At 73.5% G+C, this 20,504-nt stretch carries 14 protein-coding genes; 3 read left to right on the forward strand and 11 right to left on the reverse strand.

Annotated elements, in window-relative coordinates:
- Positions 1-84: 84 nt before the first annotated feature.
- From SGLAU_RS13935 to SGLAU_RS13960, 6 genes are all read right to left on the reverse strand, one after another.
- Positions 85-1,356, reverse strand: coding sequence for a cytochrome P450 family protein (locus tag SGLAU_RS13935; protein ID WP_043501510.1), 1,272 nt, complete (start codon positions 1,354-1,356; stop codon positions 85-87).
- Entirely contained in the window at positions 1,353-2,360 is a 1,008-nt protein-coding gene (locus SGLAU_RS13940; protein WP_043501513.1) for a nucleoside triphosphate pyrophosphohydrolase, read from the reverse strand. The genes SGLAU_RS13935 and SGLAU_RS13940 overlap by 4 nt, the downstream gene beginning before the upstream one ends.
- 152 nt (positions 2,361-2,512) lie before the next feature.
- Entirely contained in the window at positions 2,513-3,157 is a 645-nt protein-coding gene (locus SGLAU_RS13945) for a SurA N-terminal domain-containing protein (protein ID WP_043501515.1), read from the reverse strand.
- Positions 3,158-3,358: 201 nt separating this feature from the next.
- Positions 3,359-4,852: a serine/threonine-protein kinase gene (locus SGLAU_RS13950; protein ID WP_279628024.1), complete on the reverse strand. Its 1,494-nt coding sequence runs from the start codon at positions 4,850-4,852 to the stop codon at positions 3,359-3,361.
- 38 nt (positions 4,853-4,890) lie between these two features.
- The gene (locus tag SGLAU_RS13955; protein WP_043501521.1) at positions 4,891-5,547 is read right to left on the reverse strand and encodes a hypothetical protein; all 657 of its coding nucleotides are present in this window, start codon (positions 5,545-5,547) and stop codon (positions 4,891-4,893) included.
- Between the two features lie 125 nt (positions 5,548-5,672).
- Positions 5,673-7,706, reverse strand: a complete 2,034-nt coding sequence (locus SGLAU_RS13960; protein WP_043501522.1) for an N-6 DNA methylase — start codon at positions 7,704-7,706, stop codon at positions 5,673-5,675.
- Positions 7,707-7,903: 197 nt separating this feature from the next.
- Between SGLAU_RS13960 and SGLAU_RS13965 the strand changes: the two genes are divergently transcribed.
- Positions 7,904-8,602 (forward strand): hypothetical protein, encoded by a 699-nt coding sequence (locus tag SGLAU_RS13965; protein WP_043501526.1) that lies wholly within the window; start codon positions 7,904-7,906, stop codon positions 8,600-8,602.
- An 85-nt stretch (positions 8,603-8,687) separates the two neighbouring features.
- A complete protein-coding gene (locus tag SGLAU_RS13970; protein ID WP_043501528.1) occupies positions 8,688-9,434 on the forward strand; it encodes a hypothetical protein in 747 nt (248 codons plus the stop codon).
- A 56-nt stretch (positions 9,435-9,490) separates the two neighbouring features.
- Here the strand turns inward: SGLAU_RS13970 and SGLAU_RS13975 are convergent, their stop codons facing one another.
- The 5 genes from SGLAU_RS13975 to SGLAU_RS13995 all read right to left on the reverse strand — a co-directional run bounded on the left by SGLAU_RS13975 (position 9,491) and on the right by SGLAU_RS13995 (position 18,415).
- Positions 9,491-10,234: an acetyltransferase-like protein gene (locus SGLAU_RS13975; RefSeq protein ID WP_043501532.1), complete on the reverse strand. Its 744-nt coding sequence runs from the start codon at positions 10,232-10,234 to the stop codon at positions 9,491-9,493.
- Between the two features lie 52 nt (positions 10,235-10,286).
- Positions 10,287-11,003, reverse strand: a complete 717-nt coding sequence (locus SGLAU_RS13980) for an HNH endonuclease family protein (RefSeq protein ID WP_043501536.1) — start codon at positions 11,001-11,003, stop codon at positions 10,287-10,289.
- Positions 11,004-11,207: 204 nt separating this feature from the next.
- On the reverse strand, positions 11,208-14,741 hold the full coding sequence (gene mfd / locus SGLAU_RS13985; protein WP_043501539.1) for a transcription-repair coupling factor: 3,534 nt from the start codon (positions 14,739-14,741) through the stop codon (positions 11,208-11,210).
- Positions 14,742-15,050: 309 nt separating this feature from the next.
- The gene (locus SGLAU_RS13990) at positions 15,051-17,630 is read right to left on the reverse strand and encodes an ABC transporter permease (RefSeq protein WP_043501541.1); all 2,580 of its coding nucleotides are present in this window, start codon (positions 17,628-17,630) and stop codon (positions 15,051-15,053) included.
- Positions 17,627-18,415: an ABC transporter ATP-binding protein gene (locus tag SGLAU_RS13995; protein WP_043501543.1), complete on the reverse strand. Its 789-nt coding sequence runs from the start codon at positions 18,413-18,415 to the stop codon at positions 17,627-17,629. Before SGLAU_RS13995 ends, SGLAU_RS13990 begins: the two co-directional genes overlap by 4 nt.
- A gap of 463 nt (positions 18,416-18,878) precedes the next feature.
- Here SGLAU_RS13995 and SGLAU_RS14000 point away from each other — a divergent pair, with 463 nt between their 5' ends.
- Positions 18,879-20,381, forward strand: coding sequence for an MFS transporter (locus SGLAU_RS14000; protein ID WP_052414097.1), 1,503 nt, complete (start codon positions 18,879-18,881; stop codon positions 20,379-20,381).
- Positions 20,382-20,504: the final 123 nt, after the last annotated feature.

Below are 20,504 nucleotides of genomic sequence, written 5' to 3' on the forward strand. Positions count from 1 at the left end.
CCCGGCTCAGGACCTCACCGCCAGGCCCGGCTCAGGACCTCACCGCCAGGCCCGGCCGGGGCGCCGCCCGGCGTCGCGCGGGCGTCACCGCTCCGGGGTGAACTCCACGGGCAGGGTGCGCAGTCCGCGCATGATGAGACCGCCGCGCCAGCGCAGCTCCGCGGGGTCCGCGGCGAGCCTGAGGTCCGGGAGGCGGGTCAGCAGGGTGGCGAGCGCGGTCTGGCCCTCCAGCCGGGCGAGCGGGGCGCCCAGGCAGTAGTGGATGCCGTGCCCGTAGCCCAGGTGCTGGTTGTCGCGGCGGGCCAGGTCCAGGGTGTCCGGGTCGGTGAACCGGGCCGGATCGCGGTCGGCGGCGGCCAGTACGACCAGGACCGGGTCGCCGGGCGCGATGTCCTGCCCGCCGATGGTGAGCGGCTGGGTGGCGAAGCGCCAGGTGGCGAGCTCCACCGGGCCGTCGTAGCGCAGCAGTTCCTCCACGCCGGTGGCGAGCAGGTCGCGCTCGCCCGCGGCCAGCGACCGCTGGAGGCGCCGCCGCTCGCCGGGATGGGTGAGCAGGGCGTAGGTGCCGTTGCCGATGAGGTTGACGGTGGTCTCGAAACCGGCGAAGAGCAGGATGAACGCCATCGCCGCCGCCTCGTTCTCGGTCAGGTGCTCACCGTGGTCGGAGGCGCGGATGAGGCCCGAGATCAGGTCCTCGCCGGGGGCCGGCTCGGCGGGCAGGGCCTCGCGCTTGCGGTGGATGAGGTCGGCGAGGTAGCCGCGCATCTTCTTCACCGAGCGCGCCACCCCGCCGCGCGGTCCGCCGCCGTGCCGGATCATCATGCCCGCCCAGTCCCGGAAGTCGTCCTGGTCCTCACGCGGGACGCCGAGCATGTCGCAGATGGCGTAGATGGGCAGCGGGAAGGCGAACTCGTGGATGAGGTCGGCGGAACCCTTCGCCGCGAACCCGTCGATGAGACGGTCGGTCAGCTCCTGCACCCGCGGCGCGAACTCGGCCACGCGCCGGGGCGTGAACGCCTTGGAGACCAGGCGGCGCAGCCGTGTGTGGTCCGGCGGGTCGATGTTGAGCAGGTGCGTCATCAGCTCCGCCTTGCGCTCCCCGGGGATGCCCGTCTTGCCCTTGGCGTGCGCGGGCTCGTCGTGGTGCGCCGGGTTCTTCGACAGCCGCTGGTCGGCGAGGGCCTGCTTGGCGTCCGCGTACCGGGTGACCAGCCAGGCCTCCACCCCGCTGGGCAGCCGGGTCCGGTGCACCGGGGCGTGCTCGCGGAGCCAGGCGTAGGCGGGGTAGGGGTCGGTGGCGAACTCCCAGGTGAAGAGTTCCGGGGCCGGGGTCGGGGGGTGGGGCTGGTCGGTCACGGCGTCGACCGTATCCGCTCCTCGTGAGCGACGATCGCGTCCCGGTACGCCCGGGCCGCCGCGCGCAGGGCCGCCTCCGGATCGGTGCCCTCGGCCTCCGCGCGGGCCGCCAGGGCCAGCAGTTCGTAGCCGATGCCCTCGGACGCGGGCAGGGGGACGTCCAGGCCCGCGGTGCGCACCCGGGAGGCCAGCTTGGCGGCGAGGGCGAGGCCGGGCTGGTGGAGGGGGACGCCCTCGGTCACCGAGGTGCGCTGCTTCTCCTCCGCCTTGGTGCGCACCCAGTGCTCCTTGACCTCCTCCGGGGTGGTGGCCGTGGCGTCGCCGAAGACGTGCGGATGGCGGTGGATGAGCTTGGCGACGATGCCGCCGGCCACGTCGTCGACGGAGAAGGGGTCCTGCGGGTCCTCCTCGGCGATCCGGGCGTGGAAGACGACCTGGAGCAGGACGTCACCCAGTTCCTCGCGCAGCTCGTCGCGGTCGCCGTCCTCGATGGCCTCGACGAGTTCGTACGCCTCCTCGATGGCGTACTTCGCCAGTCCCTCGTGGGTCTTGCGGGACGTCCAGGGGCACTCCTCGCGGAGGCGGTCCATGACCTGCACGAGGTCGAGGAGCCGGGCGCCGGGCAGGTCGTAGGAGGCGGGCAGCAGCTCCAGCTCGGGCATCCGCACCCGGCCGGAACCGGCGAGCCGGGCCAGCCCGTCGGTCAGGGCGGGCTCGCCCTCGCCGGTGGCGACCACGACGACCGTCCGTCCGCCGGCGCACGCGTCGACCAGTTCCTCGGCGGTCGGCGCGGCCTCGTCGACCGCTATGCCCGCCTCCCGCAGGTAGGGGAGCTGGGGGTGCGCCCCGTCCGCGCACAGGACGCGGTCGGCGTCGCGCAGGGCCTGCCAGGCGGGCCAGGACAGCAGGCCGGGGGCGACGCGGTGGCTGGTGGTGAGCAGGACGACACGGCCGGGGGCGGCCTGGTCCGGTGTGCCTGCCGGGCGGGAGCTGGTTGCGTTCACGATCCGAACGTAACCCACACCGCCGGAAGACCTCGGACGTTGTCCACAGACCCGGTGTGATCATGTGACCGGATTCCCGGCCGTGCCGTTCCCGCGGGACACCGTTCAGGCCCCGGCGAGGACGAGACACCCCCTGGCGGCCCGCCACGCGCTCACGCCGGCCGCTGCTCCTGCGCCGCCGTGACCTCCCGCACCCACGGGGTCCTCGCGTCGACGCGGCCGCTCCTCTCCACGTCCCAGCGGCCGTAGCGCGGGTTCAGGTCGACACCGAGCTTCGCGGAGGCCTCGGACAGGGCCTTCCAGAACTCGGGCCGGCTGGTGTCGGTGCCGAGCTTGGCGGCGAGCTTCTGCGCCTCAAGCTGGAGGCGCAGGTTCTCGTCCAGGCGCCCCGGGGCCACGCTGTACTGCTGGAGCCACGCCGTCTCCAGCGCCTCGGCCCCGCCCACCTGCTGCTCCAGGCCGGACCGCATCTCCTGGATCTCCTTGCGGGTCACGGTGACGCCGGCGTCCTGCGCGGCACGGTGCAGCACCCGGTCGAGGACCATGCCGTGCAGGGTGTCGCGGGCGAGGCTGCCGGTCTTGGCGACGGCCTGGGCGTACTGCGCGTCGTCGGCGACCGCGGCGCGCTGGGCCGCGCGCACCTCGTCGACCCGGTTCTCCAGCTGTGCGACGGTGATCCGCTGGCCGCCGACGACGGCCGCCGCGCCGGGACGCGCGTCGTTCCCGCAGGCGGTGAGGAGCGGTGCCGCGGCGATCGCGGCGGACAGCAGGAGCGCGGTGCGACGGCGGCGGTGCAAGGAGACCTCCTGAGGAGATTGTGCGGCGGTGCACAAAGTCTTGCGGTGATCGATGGTAGGCAGGGGAGCGGCTCTGGCCAACCCATTCGACCAACGATTCACGCCGACTTCGGGCACCGGCGCGCCGCCCGCGGACGCCGTCCCCCAGGACGACGCGTGCCGTCCCGTCCCATCCGTCAGGGCCTTTCGTAACGACAGGCCCTAACCGCGCACCTGGCCCAGCCACTGCAGGGTCCGGCGGATGTCCGCGGCCAGCGGGTGGCCCGGGCCGTGCAGGCGCTCCACGTCGTGCAGCAGCCGGAGGAGGGTGTCGTGGGCGGCGGCCCGGTCGCCGAGGGCGAGCAGGAGGTGTCCGATGCGGCGGCGGACGTCGTGGGCCTGCTCGGGGTCGCCGGAGACGTACTGGTTCTCGTAGTACGGCAGCAGCGCCCGGTACTCGGCGAGCGCCGCCGCCGGTTCGCCGAGCTGCTCCAGGCACTGGGCGGCGTCGTACCGGAAGCGCAGGGACTGCGGGTCGGCCTGGCCGGCCTCGGCGGCGCGCTCGTCGGCGAGGCGGCGCAGTTCGGGCAGGGCGCGCCGGTACTGGCCGTCGTCCATGAGGGTCGCGGCGTACTGCTTGCGCAGGGTGCGCACGACCGGGGAGTGCTCGCCGTGCTGTTCGGCGGCGGCGGGCAGGATCGCGCCGAGGATGTCGACGGCCTGGGTGATCCGGCCCTCCCCGAGCAGCCGCTTGACCTCGTCGACCGCGCCCGCGACGTCCGGTCGCTCGGCCGCGCCGGGGACCGGGGTGACGGAGGCGGGCTGGTGCGCGGGGGTGCGCGCGCGGTCGGGCCAGGGGGCGTGCGGGCGCAGGAAGGGGCGGGTGGGGTCCAGGGGCGCCCCGCTGGGCGTCCCCCGCCCGGGCAGCAGTACCGACAGCTCCTCGTACACCTCCTGCGCGGAGCCGGGCCGGTGCTGCGGGTCCTTGGCGAGCAGCCGCAGGACCAGGGCCTCCAGCGCCTCGGGCACCTCGGGGCGGATCCGGCGCACGGGCAGCGGCGGCTCGTACAGGTGCCGGTGCAGCACTCCGAGGGCCGTGCTTCCCGCGAAGGGCACCTCCCCGCTGAGCAGTTCGTGCATCAGCACGCCGAGCGCGTACAGGTCGGTGTACGGGCCGACGGCGCCGCCCATGGCCTGCTCGGGCGCCATGTAGGCGGGCGAGCCGATCGGCGAGCCGGTGTGCGTGAGCCGCGTGGTGTCACTGTCCATGACGGACGCGACGCCCAGGTCGAGCACGGTGACCGTGCCGTCCTGCTTGACCATCACGTTGCGCGGCTTGAGGTCGCGGTGGACGATCGGCACCGCGTGCACGGCGCTCAGCACGGCGCACAGCTGCGCGGCGACCGCGACCGTCCACTGCCACGGGTACGGGTCGTGCTCGGCGAGGTGGTCGGAGAGGTCCGCGCCGTCCACGTACTGCATGACGAGGAACAGCTCCTCGCCCTCGCTGCCCGCGTCGTGCACGGTCACCAGGCCGGGGTGGTCGACCTGCGCGGTCACCCGGCACTCGCGCACGAAGCGGCGGCGCAGCTCGTCGGCCTCCTGGCCGGCCACCTTGTCGGGGCGCAGCAGCTTCACCGCGACGCGCCGGTCGAGGCGCCGGTCGTAGGCCGTCCAGACCTGGCCCATGCCGCCCTGCCCGATGAGCGTGGCCAGTTCGTACCGGCCGGCGACGACGCGTCCTGTCGCCACGGTCACCTTCCGCCCTCGCGGCCGCCGCCCTCACGGCCGTCCTGCCTGCGCAGGAGTTCGCTGAGTTCGTCGAGTTCGGCGCGCACCTGGTCGATCCGGGCGGGCGCGGGGCGCTGCGGCGGCGGGGTGTGCGCCGGGGGAACGGGCACACCGGCGGGGGGCACCGGGGTGGCGGGGGCCGCGGGCACCGGGGTCTGCGGGAGACCGGCCGGCGGCGGGGTCCGCGGGACGGTGGTGGCGGTGCCCGCCGGGTAGGGGGCGGTGGGCTGCGGATAGCCGTACGACGGCGCCGGCCGCGGGCCGTGGCCGCCGTAGCGGAGCTGGTGGAAGTGGCGGATGTCCGCGGAGAGGTAGTACGCGATGACGCCCACGAGCGTGCCGAGCAGCAGCGCGAGGCCGGTCCAGCCGCCCGCGGTGTGGATCTCGTCGCCCGGTTCGGTGCCCAGCAGCACCATGGCGAGGGCGTCGACGGCCAGCACGGCCACGAACAGCCCCCAGTCCAGCGACTTCCGCGTGACCAGCGCCAGGCGCAGCAGCATGGTCCAGGTGAGGAAGCCGAGGCTGAGGAGGGAGATCACCACGAAGAGGACACGCAGAAGGACCAGCCACGCCGTCGGTGGCGGCTGTTTCACCGGCTGCACATAGCCGTGGCCATGCATGACTGCTCCTGAAGTCGTGCGATTGTCGCTTCGAGCGTATAGGCCGACAGTGGGAAGCGGTCCCCGGTTGTACCGAACCGTTGCCGTGCTGATCACTTCCGGCGACCGCGCAGGTCGGGCGGGGCTCAGTCGGGGGTGACCGTGCCGTCCGCCAGCCCGTCGTACATGCCGCGCACGAGTTGGCCGCCGAGCCGGCTCGCGAGGCGCAGCGCCCGCTCGAACTCGTCGAGTGCGCGGAAGCGCGCGCCGTAGCGCCGCTGTTCGTCGAGCGGGAGCCGGGGCAGCTGCAGGCGGCGCACGTCGAGGCGGGTGGCGGTGGAGGCGTAGCTGCTGGCCTGCCGGTTGTTGGCGGTGCCGCGCAGGAAGCCGGCCAGGAACCAGGCGTCGAGCGCCGCCGGGTCGGGGCGCAGCAGTACGAGGTTGCGTCCCAGGGCGGCGCCCGCGGTGGCGTCGTCGATGACGCGGGCCACCGCGCCGCCGCCGAGCACCGGTACGACAACGTCGCCGGGCTCGGTGAGCACGGCCTCCTCCTCGCTCTCGGGCAGGTGCCCGGACGGGGCCGTTCCGGCGAGGACGTCGTGGTCGGTGAGGACCGGTACGCGCGCGTGGCCGCCGTTCCCGCCCGTCCGCAGCACCAGGGCGCCGCCGCGCGCGAGTTCTCCCACCGTGGTGAGCGGCCAGCGCGCGGGTGGCGCGGACCGGGCCGGCGGCGGGGTGAGGCCGGCGGTCAGCCGCAGGGTCTCGCCGAGGCGGGCGCGCACGTCGGTGAGCTGTTCGGCGCCGTCGGCCACCGTGGGCGGCGGGAGGTGGCGGGCCGGGGCGAAGTCCACGTCGTCGTCGAGGAGTTCGATGACCGGCACGGACCGCGCCAGGCCCGGCCGCTCCGGCAGGGTGCCGGCGCGGTCGTAGGTCTGCCAGGCGTCGAGGACGGCGTCCCGCACGGACTGCCAGTCGGGGCCGCCGCGCCCCTCGGCGGCGAACCGCCCGGCGTCCGCGAGCAGCACCTCGGGCTGCGCGGGAGCCTTGTCGGGGCGGCGCAGCACCCACAGGTGGAGGGGGATGTTGTACGGCGGCGCCGCGCCCACGGGCAGCGCGACGACGGCCCGCAGCGCGCCGCGGCGCAGCAGGTCGGCGCGGATCCGGCGGCCGGAGCGGCGGGAGGCCGCGGCGGGCGGCATCAGCAGCACGGCGGTGCCGCCGTCCCGCAGCCGGGCCAGCGCGTGCTGCACCCAGGCCAGCTCGGACTCGGTGCGGGCCGGGAAGCCGTACTCCCAGCGGGGGTCGTACGCCAGCTCGTCGTGGCCCCAGTTGCGCTCGTTGAACGGCGGATGGCACAGGACGGCGTCGGCGCGCAGCCCGGGGTGGGCGTCCGCGCGCAGCGAGTCGCCGGTGGCGGCACGGACGGCGGCCTGGGTGCCGAGGGCGAGCCGGAACGCGGTGAGGGCGGCGAGGTCGGCCGCGCTGTCCTGGGCGTGCAGTTCCTGGCCGGGGCGGGCGGCGACGGCGCGCAGCAGGGCGCCGGTGCCGCAGGCGGGGTCGAGGACGGTGCGGGCGGGGCCGGCGAGGTCGGCCATGAGGCGGGCCAGTTCGGCGGGGGTGAGGGTGTACTGGCGGGGGTTGGCGTCGAGGTGCCGGCCGAGCAGGAACTCGAAGGTCTGCCGGGCGCCCAGCTCGGCGGCCAGGTCGGCGGCGCCGCGCAGCAGGGGAGCGGAGGGCCCGAGTTCGGGGCCGGTGGGGATGCGGACGGCGCCCTCGTGCGGTGTGCCGCCGAACCGGGGAGTGATCACCTTCTCGAGGGCGTCCGGCAGCATCGCCGTGAGCCGTTCGTCGGACCCGGCGCTGACATCGAGCCACACGGTCGGCCGCTCGTGGATGAGCAGGAGCACGCACCCGGCGTGCGTGAGCGCGGTGACGGGGCCTTCCGGGTGCCCGGCGAGCTGCTGCCAGACGCGTTCCCGCAGCGGGACCTCGGCGAGTTTGCCCTGGCGGCGCAGCCACGCCTCGACCTCGGCGAGGGCGAAGGAGGGGCTGGTCTCCGTGCCGCCGACCGGCTTGGGGAAGTCGGCGTGGCGGCGGCGCCAGTTGCTCACGGCGGCCCGGCCGACCCCGGCGAGCCGGGCGATTCCGGCGGCGGTCACCTCTGTCGCGTTGTCCTGCACCCCGGCCGCTCCCCTCACCGCGTCACGTGTGTGGGTCGAGCATACCGATCAGCGCAAGATCCCTGAGTTCACGCCCGTGTACCGCTCCGCTCCCGTGAACCGTGTTGACTCGGTTCACAAGAACTGTTCTTATTGACCCCGCGAACGACCGGCTGCCGCGCAGAGGCAGCCGGCCCGTCCGGGGAGGGGAGACAGTCATGGGCATGAAGGGCAGACTCGCGCTGGGCGCCGTCGTGGGTGTCGTGGTCATCGGGACCGTGTCGGCGAACGGCGGCAGCAACAGCGACGGCAAGGCGTCCGGCGAGGGCAAGGGCCCCTCGGTGTCCGCCGGCCGCGACGCCGGTGCCGGCCGGGACGCCGATGCCGGGGCCGGGGCCGCCGGGGGGAAGAAGAAGGCCGCCTTCGAGGGGGACGGCGACTTCCGGGTCGGCCCGGACATCGAGCCCGGCACCTACCGCACCACCGGCAACACCGACGACATGTGCTACTGGGAACGCGCCATGGACGCCTCCGGCGAGATGGACTCCCTGCTGGCCAACGACAACGTCAGCGGCACCGCCTACGTGACCGTCAAGGCCACCGACAAGCTCTTCACGTCCAGCGGCTGCAACGACTGGGAGGCCGTCGCCCCCCGGGCCCGGGGCGGCTCGCCCGCCACCACCATGGCCGGCCGCGGCGGCATGTTCCGCGTCGGCACCGACATCGCCCCGGGCACCTACAGGTCGACCGGGAACACCGACGACCTGTGCTACTGGGAACGCGCCAGGGACGCCGAGCACTCGCTCGACTCGATCATCGCGAACGACGACGTCACCGGCACCGCCGTCGTGACCGTCAGCGCCTCGGACGCCTACTTCAAGACCTCCGGCTGCCAGGACTGGAAGAAGACCGCCTGAGCCGGCGGCCCACCGGGCCGGACGGCCCCCGCGCCCCCACTCTCCGCATCACCACCGCAGAACCGCTCACCACCAAGGAACTCCCATGCGCCGTACCGCACTTGCCGCCCTCTGCCTCGCCGCCGCGACCACCGTCGGCCTCACCGGCTGCCTGCCGGGCGAGGACACGGCGGACGACAGGCCGAAGGGACCGTTCGCCGGGCTGACCGGCGGCGAGATCGCCGACCGGTCCGTCAAGGCCACCACCGGCGCCCCGTCGCTGCGGCTGGCGGGCGAGGTGCCCGACGAGGAGAGCGGCGGCACGATCCGCTTCGACGTGGCCGTCGACAAGAAGGGCGAGTGCGCGGGCACCTTCGGCACGGGCGAGGGCGAGGCCGATCTGATCCGCACCGGCGACACCCTCTACATGCGCTACGACGAGGCCTTCCTGCGCGCCCAGTCCGAGGGCGAGCCCGCGGAGGAGACCGACGCGGTCGTGGACATGATGGCCGGCAAGTGGACCAGCACGGCCGCGACGGGCCCCGACGCCGAGGGCGTGGCGGACTTCTGCGACCTGGACCGGCTGCTCGGCGACGCCGGCGACGTGAAGTCGGACGCGACGCGCGGCAGGACCACCACCGTCGACGGCACCCCGGCGATCGTCCTCACCGAGAAGGACGGCAAGGACACCTACACGCTGTACGTCGCCACGAAGGGCGAGCCGTATCTGCTGCGGCTGGACAGCACCACCGCCGGGGAGCGGGAATCGCTGGTCTTCAGCGACTACGGCAAGCCGGTGGCGGCCGAGAAGCCCAAGGGCGAGATCATCGACCTGGACGCGCTCGGCGGCTGAGCCCACCGTCCCGCCGGGGCCCGCGCACCACCCCTGGCCGCGGTCCGGCCCGGTCCCTACAGGGCGTGCCGCATCCACACGTTGGGCTCGACGTACACCGCGTACCCGTGCTCCGGCTCGCACCGCACCGGCGCCAGCGCGCCCGGCACCTCGATGTCGCCCGCGGTGTCGAAGGGCAGCCCGGTCCACCGGCGCCACTCCTCCAGCGAACCGGAGACGGTCATCGAGGCGGGGGCGACGGAATGGACGACGGCACCGGCCCGGGCGTGGACACGCATCCAGGGGTCGTACGGCAGCCCGTCGGGGCGCACCCGGCGGGCGTACTCCTCCATCGGGGTGCGCGGTTCCCGGTGCTTGGCGTTGGGGCGCACGGGGGCGACGACCTCGCCGAAGCCGAGGGCGCGGGCGTTGTCGCGCATCGCCGTCAGCATCCCCCCGGACAGGCCGAGGCCCTGGGCGTGCGGCGCGACGGAGACGGAGATCGCGCTCACGGTGTCCGCGCGGACGCCCCGGCGCAGGTCCGAGAAGGCCCACAGCAGGACCGCGTCCCAGCCGCGGGCGGGCAGTTCGCCGCGGCCGTCGGCGCCGAGCGCGAACGGCACGCTGAAGGCGTTCGCGACGACCTCGCCGCGCTCGTCCTGCGCGAACAGCACGTACTGCGGGAGCTCACCGGCGATCCGCGGGAAGTGGGCCCAGCCCACCGGGTCGTGGAGCACGAACTGCGGCCAGCTGTCGGCCATCGCGAAGACCCGCTCCCGCATCCCGGGACGCTCGGCCAGGCTGGACACCTCGTATTCCATGCACGCCACCGTAGGACGCGCACCGCGGCGGCAGAACCGATTTTCCGCCCGCTCAGTCGGCGTGGAACCGCGGTGGTGCGTGCGTCGGGTTGCCGCCCGAGGGCAGCTCCTGGTCCGGGCAGCGGGAGAGCACGCGCCGCATCGCCGCCTTCTCGGCGGCCGTCACCCACAGCCCGTACTTCTTCTTCACGGCGACCTGCGCGGCGACATACGTGCACCGGTACGCCTTGTTCGGCGGCAGCCAGGTCGCGGCGTCGCCGTCGCCCTTGGCGCGGTTGGTGCCGGCGTCGACGGCGAGGAGGTTGAGCGGGTCGTTGGCGAAGGCGACGCGCTTGCCCGGGTCCCACTGCCCGGCACCCTTCTGCCAGGCGTCGGACAGCGCGACCACATGGTCGATGTCGACGCGGCTGCGACCGCGGACGAAGGTGACGTCCCGGCCGGTGTAGGGGTCGGGGTCGAGGGTGCCGGAGGCCACCTCGCAGCGGTCCTCGCCGAACCGGACGCCGGTGAGGTCGCGGCGCAGGATGTCGTCGCGGGTGCCGCAGTGGTTGGAGTCGGTGTCGGCCCAGGGGCTGCCGAACCGGTCCCGGTCGTAGCCGGTCCTCGGCGCCCGCCCCTTGACGGGCAGTGACTCCACGGCCGTGAGGGCCGCTCCCCCGCCGGCCGTCTGCGACGGCCCGCCCGCTCCGCCGGTGGTCCCGGTGCAGCCGGCCAGGACGCCCAGCAGTGCCACGGCGACGGCCGCCCTCCCGCCCCTCGGACGCCTCACGTCGTACCCCTCCCCTTGCGTGTCCGCCCGGCGCACCCGCCCACGCGGACGGTGCGTACGGGCGGTTGTGCCCGCTGCCACGGTAACCATGCGGGGGTGCGGGACATCGGGTGCCCGTCCCGGCACGCCGAAGGCCGCCCGCGACGGCGTCACACCGACGCGGACGGCCCCGTGGTGCACCGCAGGCGGCCGGAGCCTGCGCCGCTACGACCCCAGCACCGACGTCAGGAACTCCCCGACCCACGCCAGCAGTTCCCGTCCGACCAGCGGCTTGCCGCCGACCTTCGCGGTCTTCGGGCGCGGCACCAGCACCTGGTGGGCCGTCGCCTTGATGACCGTCCCCGGGTAGAGCCGCTTGAGCCGCAGCTCCTGCGACTCGCGCAACTCCACCGGCGCGAAGCGGATGTTGTTGCCCTGGAGCACGATCTCACCGACGCCGCAGGCCCGCGCGAACATCCGCAGCGCCGCGACCAGCAGCAGGTTCTCCACCGGCTCGGGCAGCTTGCCGTACCGGTCGACGAGTTCCTCGCGGACCGCCTTGATGTCCTCCTCGGAGTTGGCGGAGGCGATGGCCCGGTAGGCCTGGAGGCGCAGCCGCTCGCCCGGCGCGTAGTCGTGCGGGACGTGCGCGTCGACCGGCAGCTCGATCTTGACCTCGAGCGGCGGCTCCTCCGCCCCTCCCTCCTCCAGCTGCCGCCGGTAGTCCGCGACGGCCTCGCCGACCATCCGCACGTACAGGTCGAAGCCGACACCGGCGATGTGGCCGGACTGCTCGCCGCCGAGCAGGTTGCCCGCGCCGCGGATCTCCAGGTCCTTCATCGCCACGTACATGCCCGCACCCATCTCGGTGTGCTGGGCGATGGTCGCCAGCCGCTCGTGCGCGGTCTCGGTCAGCGGCTTCTCCGGCGGGTACAGGAAGTACGCGTAGCCGCGCTCGCGGCCCCGGCCCACCCGGCCGCGCAGCTGGTGCAGCTGGGACAGGCCGAAGATGTCGCCGCGCTCCACGATCAGGGTGTTGGCGTTGGAGATGTCGATGCCGGACTCGACGATCGTCGTCGACACCAGCACGTCGAACTTCTTCTCCCAGAAGTCGACGACGACCTGTTCCAGGGCCGACTCCGACATCTGGCCGTGCGCGGTGGCGATCCGCGCCTCGGGCACGATGTCCCGCAGCCGGGCCGCCGCGCGGTCGATCGACTCGACCCGGTTGTGGATGTAGAAGACCTGGCCCTCGCGCAGCAGTTCGCGGCGGATCGCCGCGCCGATCTGCTTCTCCTCGTACGGCCCGACGAAGGTGAGCACCGGGTGCCGCTCCTCCGGCGGGGTGGTGATCGTGGACATCTCGCGGATGCCGGTGACCGCCATCTCCAGGGTGCGCGGGATCGGTGTTGCCGACATCGTCAGCACGTCCACGTTGGCCCGCAGCTTCTTCAGCTGCTCCTTGTGCTCGACGCCGAAGCGCTGCTCCTCGTCGACGATGACCAGGCCGAGGTCCTTGAACTTGGTCTCCGAGGAGAACAGCCGGTGGGTGCCGATGACCACGTCCACCGAGCCCTCGCGCAGCCCTTCCAGGACCGCCTTGGCCTCGGTGTCGGTCTGGAACCGGGAGAGCGCCTTCACGTTCACGGGGAACTGCGCGTACCGCTCGCTGAACGTCCCGAAGTGCTGCTGCACCAGCAGCGTGGTCGGCACCAGCACGGCGACCTGCTTGCCGTCCTGGACGGCCTTGAAGGCGGCGCGGACCGCGATCTCCGTCTTGCCGTAGCCGACGTCGCCGCAGATCAGGCGGTCCATGGGGACGGTCTTCTCCATGTCCTCCTTGACCTCGGCGATGGTGGTGAGCTGGTCGGGGGTCTCCGCGTAGGGGAAGGCGTCCTCCAGCTCGCGCTGCCAGGGGGTGTCCGGCGCGAAGGAGTGCCCGGGAGCGGCCATGCGGGCGCTGTAGAGCTTGATCAGGTCGGCAGCGATCTCCTTGACCGCCTTCTTGGCGCGTGCCTTGGTCTTGGTCCAGTCGGCGCCGCCGAGCCGGTGCAGGGTGGGCGCCTCGCCGCCGACGTACTTGGTGATCTGCTCCAGCTGGTCGGTCGGGATGTACAGCCGGTCGCCGGGCTGGCCGCGCTTGGCGGGGGCGTACTCCACCACCAGGTACTCGCGGGTGGCGCCCTGCACGGTGCGCTGGACCATCTCGATGTACCGGCCGACGCCGTGCTGCTCGTGGACGATGTGGTCGCCCGGTTCCAGGGTGAGCGGGTCGATGGTCTTGCGGCGCCGCGCGGGCATGCGGGTGCCGTCCCGGCCGGCCGCCTTCTGCCCGGACAGGTCGGTCTCGGTGAGCACCGCCAGCTTGAGGCCGGGGTCGACGAAGCCGTGGTCGATCGAGCCGCACGCCACGTGCACGACCGACGGGGTGATCTCGGTGAGGCCGGTCACCAGGCGGGCGGGGACGCCCTCCCCGCCGAGCACCTCGACGGTGCGGGCGGCCGGGCCGTGGCCCTCGGTGACGTAGACCGTGCGCCAGCCGTCGGCGAGCCAGCCCTTGGTGTCGGCGAGCGCCTTCGCGGTGTCGCCGCGGTAGGTGTCGGGGGCGTGCATGCCGAGCTTGAGGGTGTCGGCCTCCTCCAGCGCGTCGTCCGCGGCGAACGGCGACACCGACCACCACATGATGTCCAGCTCGCGCGCGCGCTCACGCACGTCGGCGATGGACCACAGGGAGGCCGCGCCGACGTCGATGGGCGCCTCGCCGCCACCCGCGGTGGCCGCCCAGGACGCCTGGAGGAACTCCTGCGAGGTGGCGACCAGGTCGGAGGCGCGCGTGCGCACCCGCTCCGGGTCGCAGACGACCGCCATCGAGCCCTTGGGCAGCACGTCGAGCAGCAGTTCCATGTCGTCGACGAGGACGGGCGCCAGCGACTCCATGCCCTCCACCGCGATGCCCTCGGCGATCTTGCCGAGGAGTTCGCCCAGTTCGGGGTGTTCCTCGGCGAGCGCGGCGGCCCGCTCCCGGACCTGCGGCGTCAGCAGCAGTTCGCGGCAGGGCGGGGCCCACAGGCCGTGCTCGGCGACCTCCAGGGAGCGCTGGTCGGCGACCTTGAAGTAGCGGATCTCCTCGACGTCGTCGCCCCAGAACTCGATGCGCAGGGGGTGTTCCTCGGTGGGCGGGAACACGTCGAGGATGCCGCCGCGGACGGCGAACTCGCCGCGCTTCTCGACCAGCTCCACGCGCGCGTAGGCGGCGGCGGCGAGAGCTTCGACGACCTCCTCGAGGTCCGCCGTCGCGCCGGACCTGAGCGCCACAGGTTCCAGGTCGCCCAGGCCCTTGACCTGCGGCTGGAGCACGGAGCGGACGGGCGCGACGACGACCTGGACCGGGCCGGTCTCGGGGTCGTCGGGGCTCGGGTGGGCCAGGCGGCGCAGCACGGCGAGCCGGCGGCCCACGGTGTCGCTGCGCGGCGAGAGCCGCTCGTGCGGCAGGGTCTCCCAGGAGGGGTACTCCACGACGCCGTCCGGCGGCAGCAGGGAGCGCAGCGCCGCGGCGAGGTCCTCGGCCTCGCGGCCGGTGGCGGTGACCGCGAGCACGGGGCGGGCGGACTCGCGGGCCAGCGCGGCGATCGCGAAGGGGCGGGCCGCCGGGGGGCCGACCAGGTCGACGTGCATCCGGTTGCCGTCCGCGGCGGCCTTGATGGCTTCCGCGAGTGCGGCGTCCTTGACGACGGCGTCGAGCAGACCGTGCAGGCTCATGGAGGGGCTATCCGTTCCGGTGATGGGCAACGCGAATCGCCCGACGCGTGATACGGCCGGGGGTCCCAGCCTACGTACGGCCGGGAGGTCTCCAGCCTACGACGGTGCGCCGACAGCCGCCGGGCCTGTGGACGACGGGCCCCGCCGTGGACAACGCCGTCCCCCGAACGGGGCCCGCGCCCACGTCCGGCCGCCGGGCCGCGCACGGCGAAGCGCCCGGTGCCGGGAAGCGGATCTCCGCTCCCCGGCACCGGGCGTACCCCCGCGACCCCCGTACGCGAGGGCGGACCATGGGCCGGTGGACGTCCCCTAGTCGGTGGCGATGGCGTTCAGGACGTTCATGCGGCCCGCGCGGAACGCCGGGACCAGTGCCGCGAACAGGCCCACGAAGGCCGATCCGGCGAACACCCCGCCGATCGTCGGCCACGGGATGTCGAGGACCTTCAGGCCCTCCAGGGCGAGCAGCTGCTGCGCGGTGGCGCCCCACACCATGCCCAGGCCGAGGCCGAGCAGCGCGCCGAACAGGGCGATCACCACCGACTCCAGGCGGATCATCCGGCGCAGCTGGCGGCGCGAGAGGCCGATCGCCCGCATCAGGCCGATCTCCCGGGTGCGCTCGACGACCGACAGCGCCAGGGTGTTCACGACGCCCAGGATCGCGACGATGATGGCCAGGCCGAGCAGGCCGTAGATCATGTTCAGCAGCTGGCCGATCTGGTCCTTCAGGGCCTCCTTGTAGTCGGTCTGGTCCCGGACCTGGTACTGCGGGAAGTCGTGCAGCGCCGTCTTGAGCGCCTGGTACGCCGCCTCCTGCTGGCCCTCCTTCGCGGTGGCGAAGACGAGGAGGTCGAGCGGCATGTCCTCGGCCGGCACGTACTTCGCGACGGTGGTGATCGAGGCGTACATCGCGCCCTTGTCGATGACGACCTCGTCACTGGTGATCGCGCGGACCGTGAGGGTCGCGGTGGTGCCGTCCTTGAAGTCGACCTTCACCGGCGAGCCGATGTCGATGCCGTGCTCCTCGGCGAAGCCCTCGAAGACGGACATGGAGCCGGGCCGGTAGGCGTCGGCGAGGTCGCCGGCCACCGTCTTGGTGCGCACGTCCTCGGCGTAGGAGGGGTCGGCGGCGTTGATCGTCTCGTTCTTCGACCGCTTGCCGTCGGGGGTGATCAGATCCGCGTCGAGGATCTTGTACTCGGTGACCCGCTCCAGCCCGTCCGCCGACTTCACGGCGCGTACGGCCTGCTCGGTGATCGGCTGGCCCTGGTCGTTCTGGATGATGAAGTCGGTGCCGACGGTCTTGTCGAGCTGGTCGGTCGCCGAGGCGACCATGGAGGAGCCGACCACCGACAGGCACGCCACCAGGGCGAGGCCGATCATCAGCGCGGCGCCCGTGGCGCCGGTGCGGCGCGGGTTGCGCAGCGCGTTGCGTTCGGCCATCCGCCCGACCGGCCCGAAGGCCCGCAGCAGGACGACGCTGAGCACCCGCACCACCCCGGCGGCGAGCACCGGTCCGACGACCACGAAACCGATCAGGGAGGCGACCACGCCCAGGCCCAGCCAGAGCGAGCCGTCGCTCGCCTTGCCGGCGTCGGCCGCCAGGTAGAGGGCGTAGCCGCCGGCGCCGGTGAGCAGCAGCCCGAGCACGGCGCGCACGGCACCGGCCTTGGCGTCGGCCGGGGTGCCCGCGTCGCGCAGCGCGGCCATCGGGGAGATCCGGCCGGCGCGGCGGGCCGGGAGGTAGGCGGCGAGGACGGTGACGACGACGCCGAGGACCAGGCCGAGCACCGGGGTCGTCCAGGCGATCGTCAGGTCGCCGGTGGACAGTTCCATGCCCATCAGGCCCATGAGCTTCATCAGCCCGACCGCCAGGCCGACACCGGCGGCGACACCGAGGACGGAGCCGACGACGCCGAGCAGGAGGGCCTCGACCAGCACGGACCGGTTGACCTGCCTGCGGCTGGAGCCGATGGCCCGCATCAGGCCGATCTCGCGGGTGCGCTGGGCGACCAGCATGGAGAAGGTGTTGATGATCAGGAAGATGCCGACGAGGAAGGCGATACCGGCGAAGCCGAGCATCGCGTACTTCAGGACGCCCATGAAGTCGCCGACCTCCTCGGCGTTGGCGTCGGCGACCTCCTTCGCGGTCTGCACCTTGTAGGCGCCGCCGAGCGCGGCGGAGACGTCCTTCTTCAGCCGGTCGTCGGTGACCCCGCTGGCGGCGGTGACGTTGACGTTGGTGTAGACGCCGGTCTCGCCGACCAGGATCCGCTGGGCGGTCCCGGTGTCCAGGTAGAACATCGCGGCACCGGGGTTGGTGACCGTGAAGTCGGCGATGCCGGAGATCTTCGCGCGGTGGGTGCCGACGGCCGTGATGACGCCCAGTTCGTCGCCGAGCCCCAGTCCGTGCTTGTCGGCGGTGTCCGCGTCGACCATGATCTGGCCGGCGTTCCCGGGGGCCGCGCCGGAGGTGATCTCCATGGTGCGGGCGTCGTTGGTGTTCCAGTTGCCGACGATGGTCGGGGCGCCGCTGGACGGGGAGAGGCTGTCCTTGTCGGCGTCGACGACGGTCACCGAGGTCGAGAAGACGGTGCCCTCCGCCGACTTCACGCCCCGCACGCCCTTCACCTCGTCCAGGACGGAGGCGGGCATGACGGGCGGCTTGCCGTTGCCGGAGACGGTCTCACCGGTGTCCGAGGACTTCTTGGCGCTGACGGTGACGTCGGAGGAGGTGGCGGCGAACAGCTTGTCGAACGTCGTGTTCATGGTGTCCGTGAACACCAGCGTGCCGCACACGAACGCCACCGACAGCAGCACCGCCACGGCCGACAGGGCCATGCGCCCCTTGTGCGCGAGGAAGTTGCGCAGCGAGGTCTTCAGCACGGTCATGACGTACGCCCCCGGGCGTCGAAGTCCTTCATGCGGTCCAGGACCTGCTCGGCGGTCGGGTTGTACATCTCGTCGACGATCCGGCCGTCGGCGAGGTACAGCACCCGGTCCGCGTAGGAGGCGGCCACCGGGTCGTGGGTGACCATCACGATGGTCTGGCCCAGCTCGCTCACCGAACGGCGCAGGAAGCCGAGGACTTCGGCGCCCGCGCGGGAGTCGAGGTTCCCGGTCGGCTCGTCACCGAAGATGATCTCGGGGCGGGCGGCCAGGGCGCGGGCCACGGCGACACGCTGCTGCTGGCCGCCGGAGAGCTGGGTCGGCCGGTGCTTGAGCCGCCCGGCGAGACCGACCGTGTCCACCACCCGGGCCAGCCACTCCTTGTCGGGCTTGCGGCCGGCGATGTCCATGGGCAGTGTGATGTTCTCGATCGCGTTGAGCGTCGGCAGCAGGTTGAACGCCTGGAAGATGAACCCGATCCGGTCCCGCCGCAGCTGGGTGAGCTTCTTGTCCTTCAGGCCGGTGATCTCGGTCTCGTCCAGGTAGATCTGACCGGACGTCACGGTGTCGAGCCCGGCGAGGCAGTGCATCAGGGTGGACTTGCCGGACCCGGAGGGGCCCATGATCGCGGTGAACTGGCCGCGGGCGATGTCCACGTCGACATGGTCGAGGGCGACGACGCGGGTCTCCCCGGCTCCGTAGGCCTTGACGACCTGCCGCGCCCGCGCGGCAACGGCCGTACGCCCTCCAGTGCCCCCGTGCCTGGGAATGGTCACAGCCGATGTCACGGTATGTCTCCTATGTCGGTCAACAGATGTTCACGCTGATCCGGGTGGGCCGTCGGCCCGCCGGGTCCGCACGAAGTGGTTACGCGAATGAGTCTCGCGGCCGGAGGGGGTGCGGTTCGATGGTGCTCGGCCCCCTCCTGTACGGGGGAAAACCCCACCTCCCGAGCTGCGGTACGCCGGTGCCGGCGGCGCCCTCAGCGGCGTAAAGCCAGGTTAAGGACGCCCCCCGCCCGGTCTCGTCCTCCGCCGGGACGAAGCCGCCCCGAGCCGATGTACGGAGGAACCCCTAGGGGCCGTCCCCCTGCGGGCGGACTCCGCCTCGGGGTCGCCGTCCGCCCTTCGGGCCACCCAGGCTGCACCCTCCCGCTGCGTCAGGGGCAAGTGCGAAGCTGTCCTGCGGCAGATAGGTGCAAGGGGAAGGAATCCCGTGAGCCAGGGGGACACCGAGCCGGCCGGGCGGCGCATCACCGGCACCCGCGCGGCGGACACGGCCGGCCACGCGCCCGGCACCCGGAACCGTGGTGCCGTCGTCGCCGCGCTGATGCTCGCCATGGCGCTCGCCGCGCTCGACTCCACCATCGTCTCCACGGCCGTGCCGCAGATCGTCGGCGACCTCGGCGGCTTCTCCGTCTTCTCCTGGCTGTTCTCCGGCTACCTGCTCGCCGTCACCGTCAGCCTCCCGGTCTACGGCAAGCTCTCCGACACCTTCGGCCGCAAACCGGTGCTGATCGTCGGGGCGGCCGTCTTCCTCCTCGGTTCGCTGCTGTGCGCGCTGGCCTGGAACATGGCCGCGCTCATCGCCTTCCGCGTCGTCCAGGGCCTGGGCGGCGGCGCCCTCCAGGGCACGGTGCAGACCCTCGCCGCCGACCTCTACCCGCTCGACGAGCGCCCGAAGATCCAGTCCAAGCTGTCCACCGTGTGGGCCGTCTCGGCGGTCGCCGGACCAGCGGTGGGCGGCCTGCTCGCCGCCTACGCCGACTGGCGCTGGATCTTCCTCGTCAACCTCCCCGTCGGCGGACTCGCGCTCTGGCTGATCATCCGTCACCTCCACGAACCGCAGCGCGAGGAGAGCCCGCCCCGCGCCCGCGTGGACTGGGCGGGCGCCCTCGCGGTGTTCGTCTGCGGCGGGGTGCTGCTCACCGCGCTGGTGCAGGGCGGAGTGGCCTGGCCGTGGCGGTCGGCACCCTCCCTGGCCCTGTTCGGCACCGGCCTCGCCCTGGTGGCGGTGGTGGTGCTGGTGGAGCGCCGGGCGGCCGAACCGGTCATCCCCGGCTGGGTCTGGCGGCGCCGCAGCATCGCGGCCGTCAACCTGGCCCTGGGCGCGCTCGGCCTGCTGATGGTGGCCCCCACGGTGTTCCTGCCGACCTACGCCCAGTCGGTCCTCGGCCTCGGCCCCGTCGCCGCCGGCTTCGTGCTCTCCGTGTGGACGCTGAGCTGGCCGGTGTCGGCCGCGCTCAGCCAGCACGTGTACCGCAGGATCGGCTTCCGCGACACGGCCATGCTGGGCATCGGCGCCGCCACCCTGATCCTCGCCGCGTTCCCGCTGCTTCCCCACCCGGGCGAGGCCTGGCAGCCGGCGCTGCTGATGCTGCTGCTCGGCGCCGCCCTCGGCCTGTTCCAGCTGCCGCTGATCGTCGGCGTGCAGTCGACGGTCGGCTGGGCCGAACGCGGCACCACCACCGCGTCGGTGCTGTTCTGCCGGCAGACCGGCCAGACGCTGGGCGCCGCCCTCTTCGGCGCGATCGCCAACGGCGTGCTGGCCGCACGCCTCGGCGGCGCCGGCGACCTCGACACCGTCGCCCGCGGCCTGGACACCGGCGCCGCCGCCGACACCACCCGCCGGGCGATCGCCGACGCGGTCCACGCCGTCTACCTCGGCGCGGCGGGAGCGGCGGCGCTGGCCTTCCTGGTCCTGCTGTTCCTGGCCCCCCGCCGCTTCCCGGTCCGCGCACAGGACCCGGCCTGAACACCCGCCCCCACCGCTTCCCGGTCGGCGCGCGCCCCGGCCCGAGCACCCGCGGCGACGTCCGGCCGGTCCGCGCACAGGACCCGGTCCGACCACCTGCCCCGCGGGCCCGGCCCGAGCACC

The sequence above is a fragment of the Streptomyces glaucescens genome, from assembly GCF_000761215.1.
Classification (GTDB): Bacteria; Actinomycetota; Actinomycetes; order Streptomycetales; family Streptomycetaceae; genus Streptomyces; species Streptomyces glaucescens_B.

What these genes read in the sequence shown, in the direction of transcription:
- SGLAU_RS13955 (WP_043501521.1), bottom strand. Translation starts at nt 5,547, where the DNA reads ATGCATGGCCACGGCTATGTGCAGCCGGTGAAACAGCCGCCACCGACG.
- SGLAU_RS13965 (WP_043501526.1), top strand. Translation starts at nt 7,904, where the DNA reads ATGGGCATGAAGGGCAGACTCGCGCTGGGCGCCGTCGTGGGTGTCGTG.
- SGLAU_RS13970 (WP_043501528.1), top strand. Translation starts at nt 8,688, where the DNA reads ATGCGCCGTACCGCACTTGCCGCCCTCTGCCTCGCCGCCGCGACCACC.
- SGLAU_RS13975 (WP_043501532.1), bottom strand. Translation starts at nt 10,234, where the DNA reads ATGGAATACGAGGTGTCCAGCCTGGCCGAGCGTCCCGGGATGCGGGAG.
- mfd (WP_043501539.1), bottom strand. Translation starts at nt 14,741, where the DNA reads ATGAGCCTGCACGGTCTGCTCGACGCCGTCGTCAAGGACGCCGCACTC.
- SGLAU_RS13990 (WP_043501541.1), bottom strand. Translation starts at nt 17,630, where the DNA reads ATGACCGTGCTGAAGACCTCGCTGCGCAACTTCCTCGCGCACAAGGGG.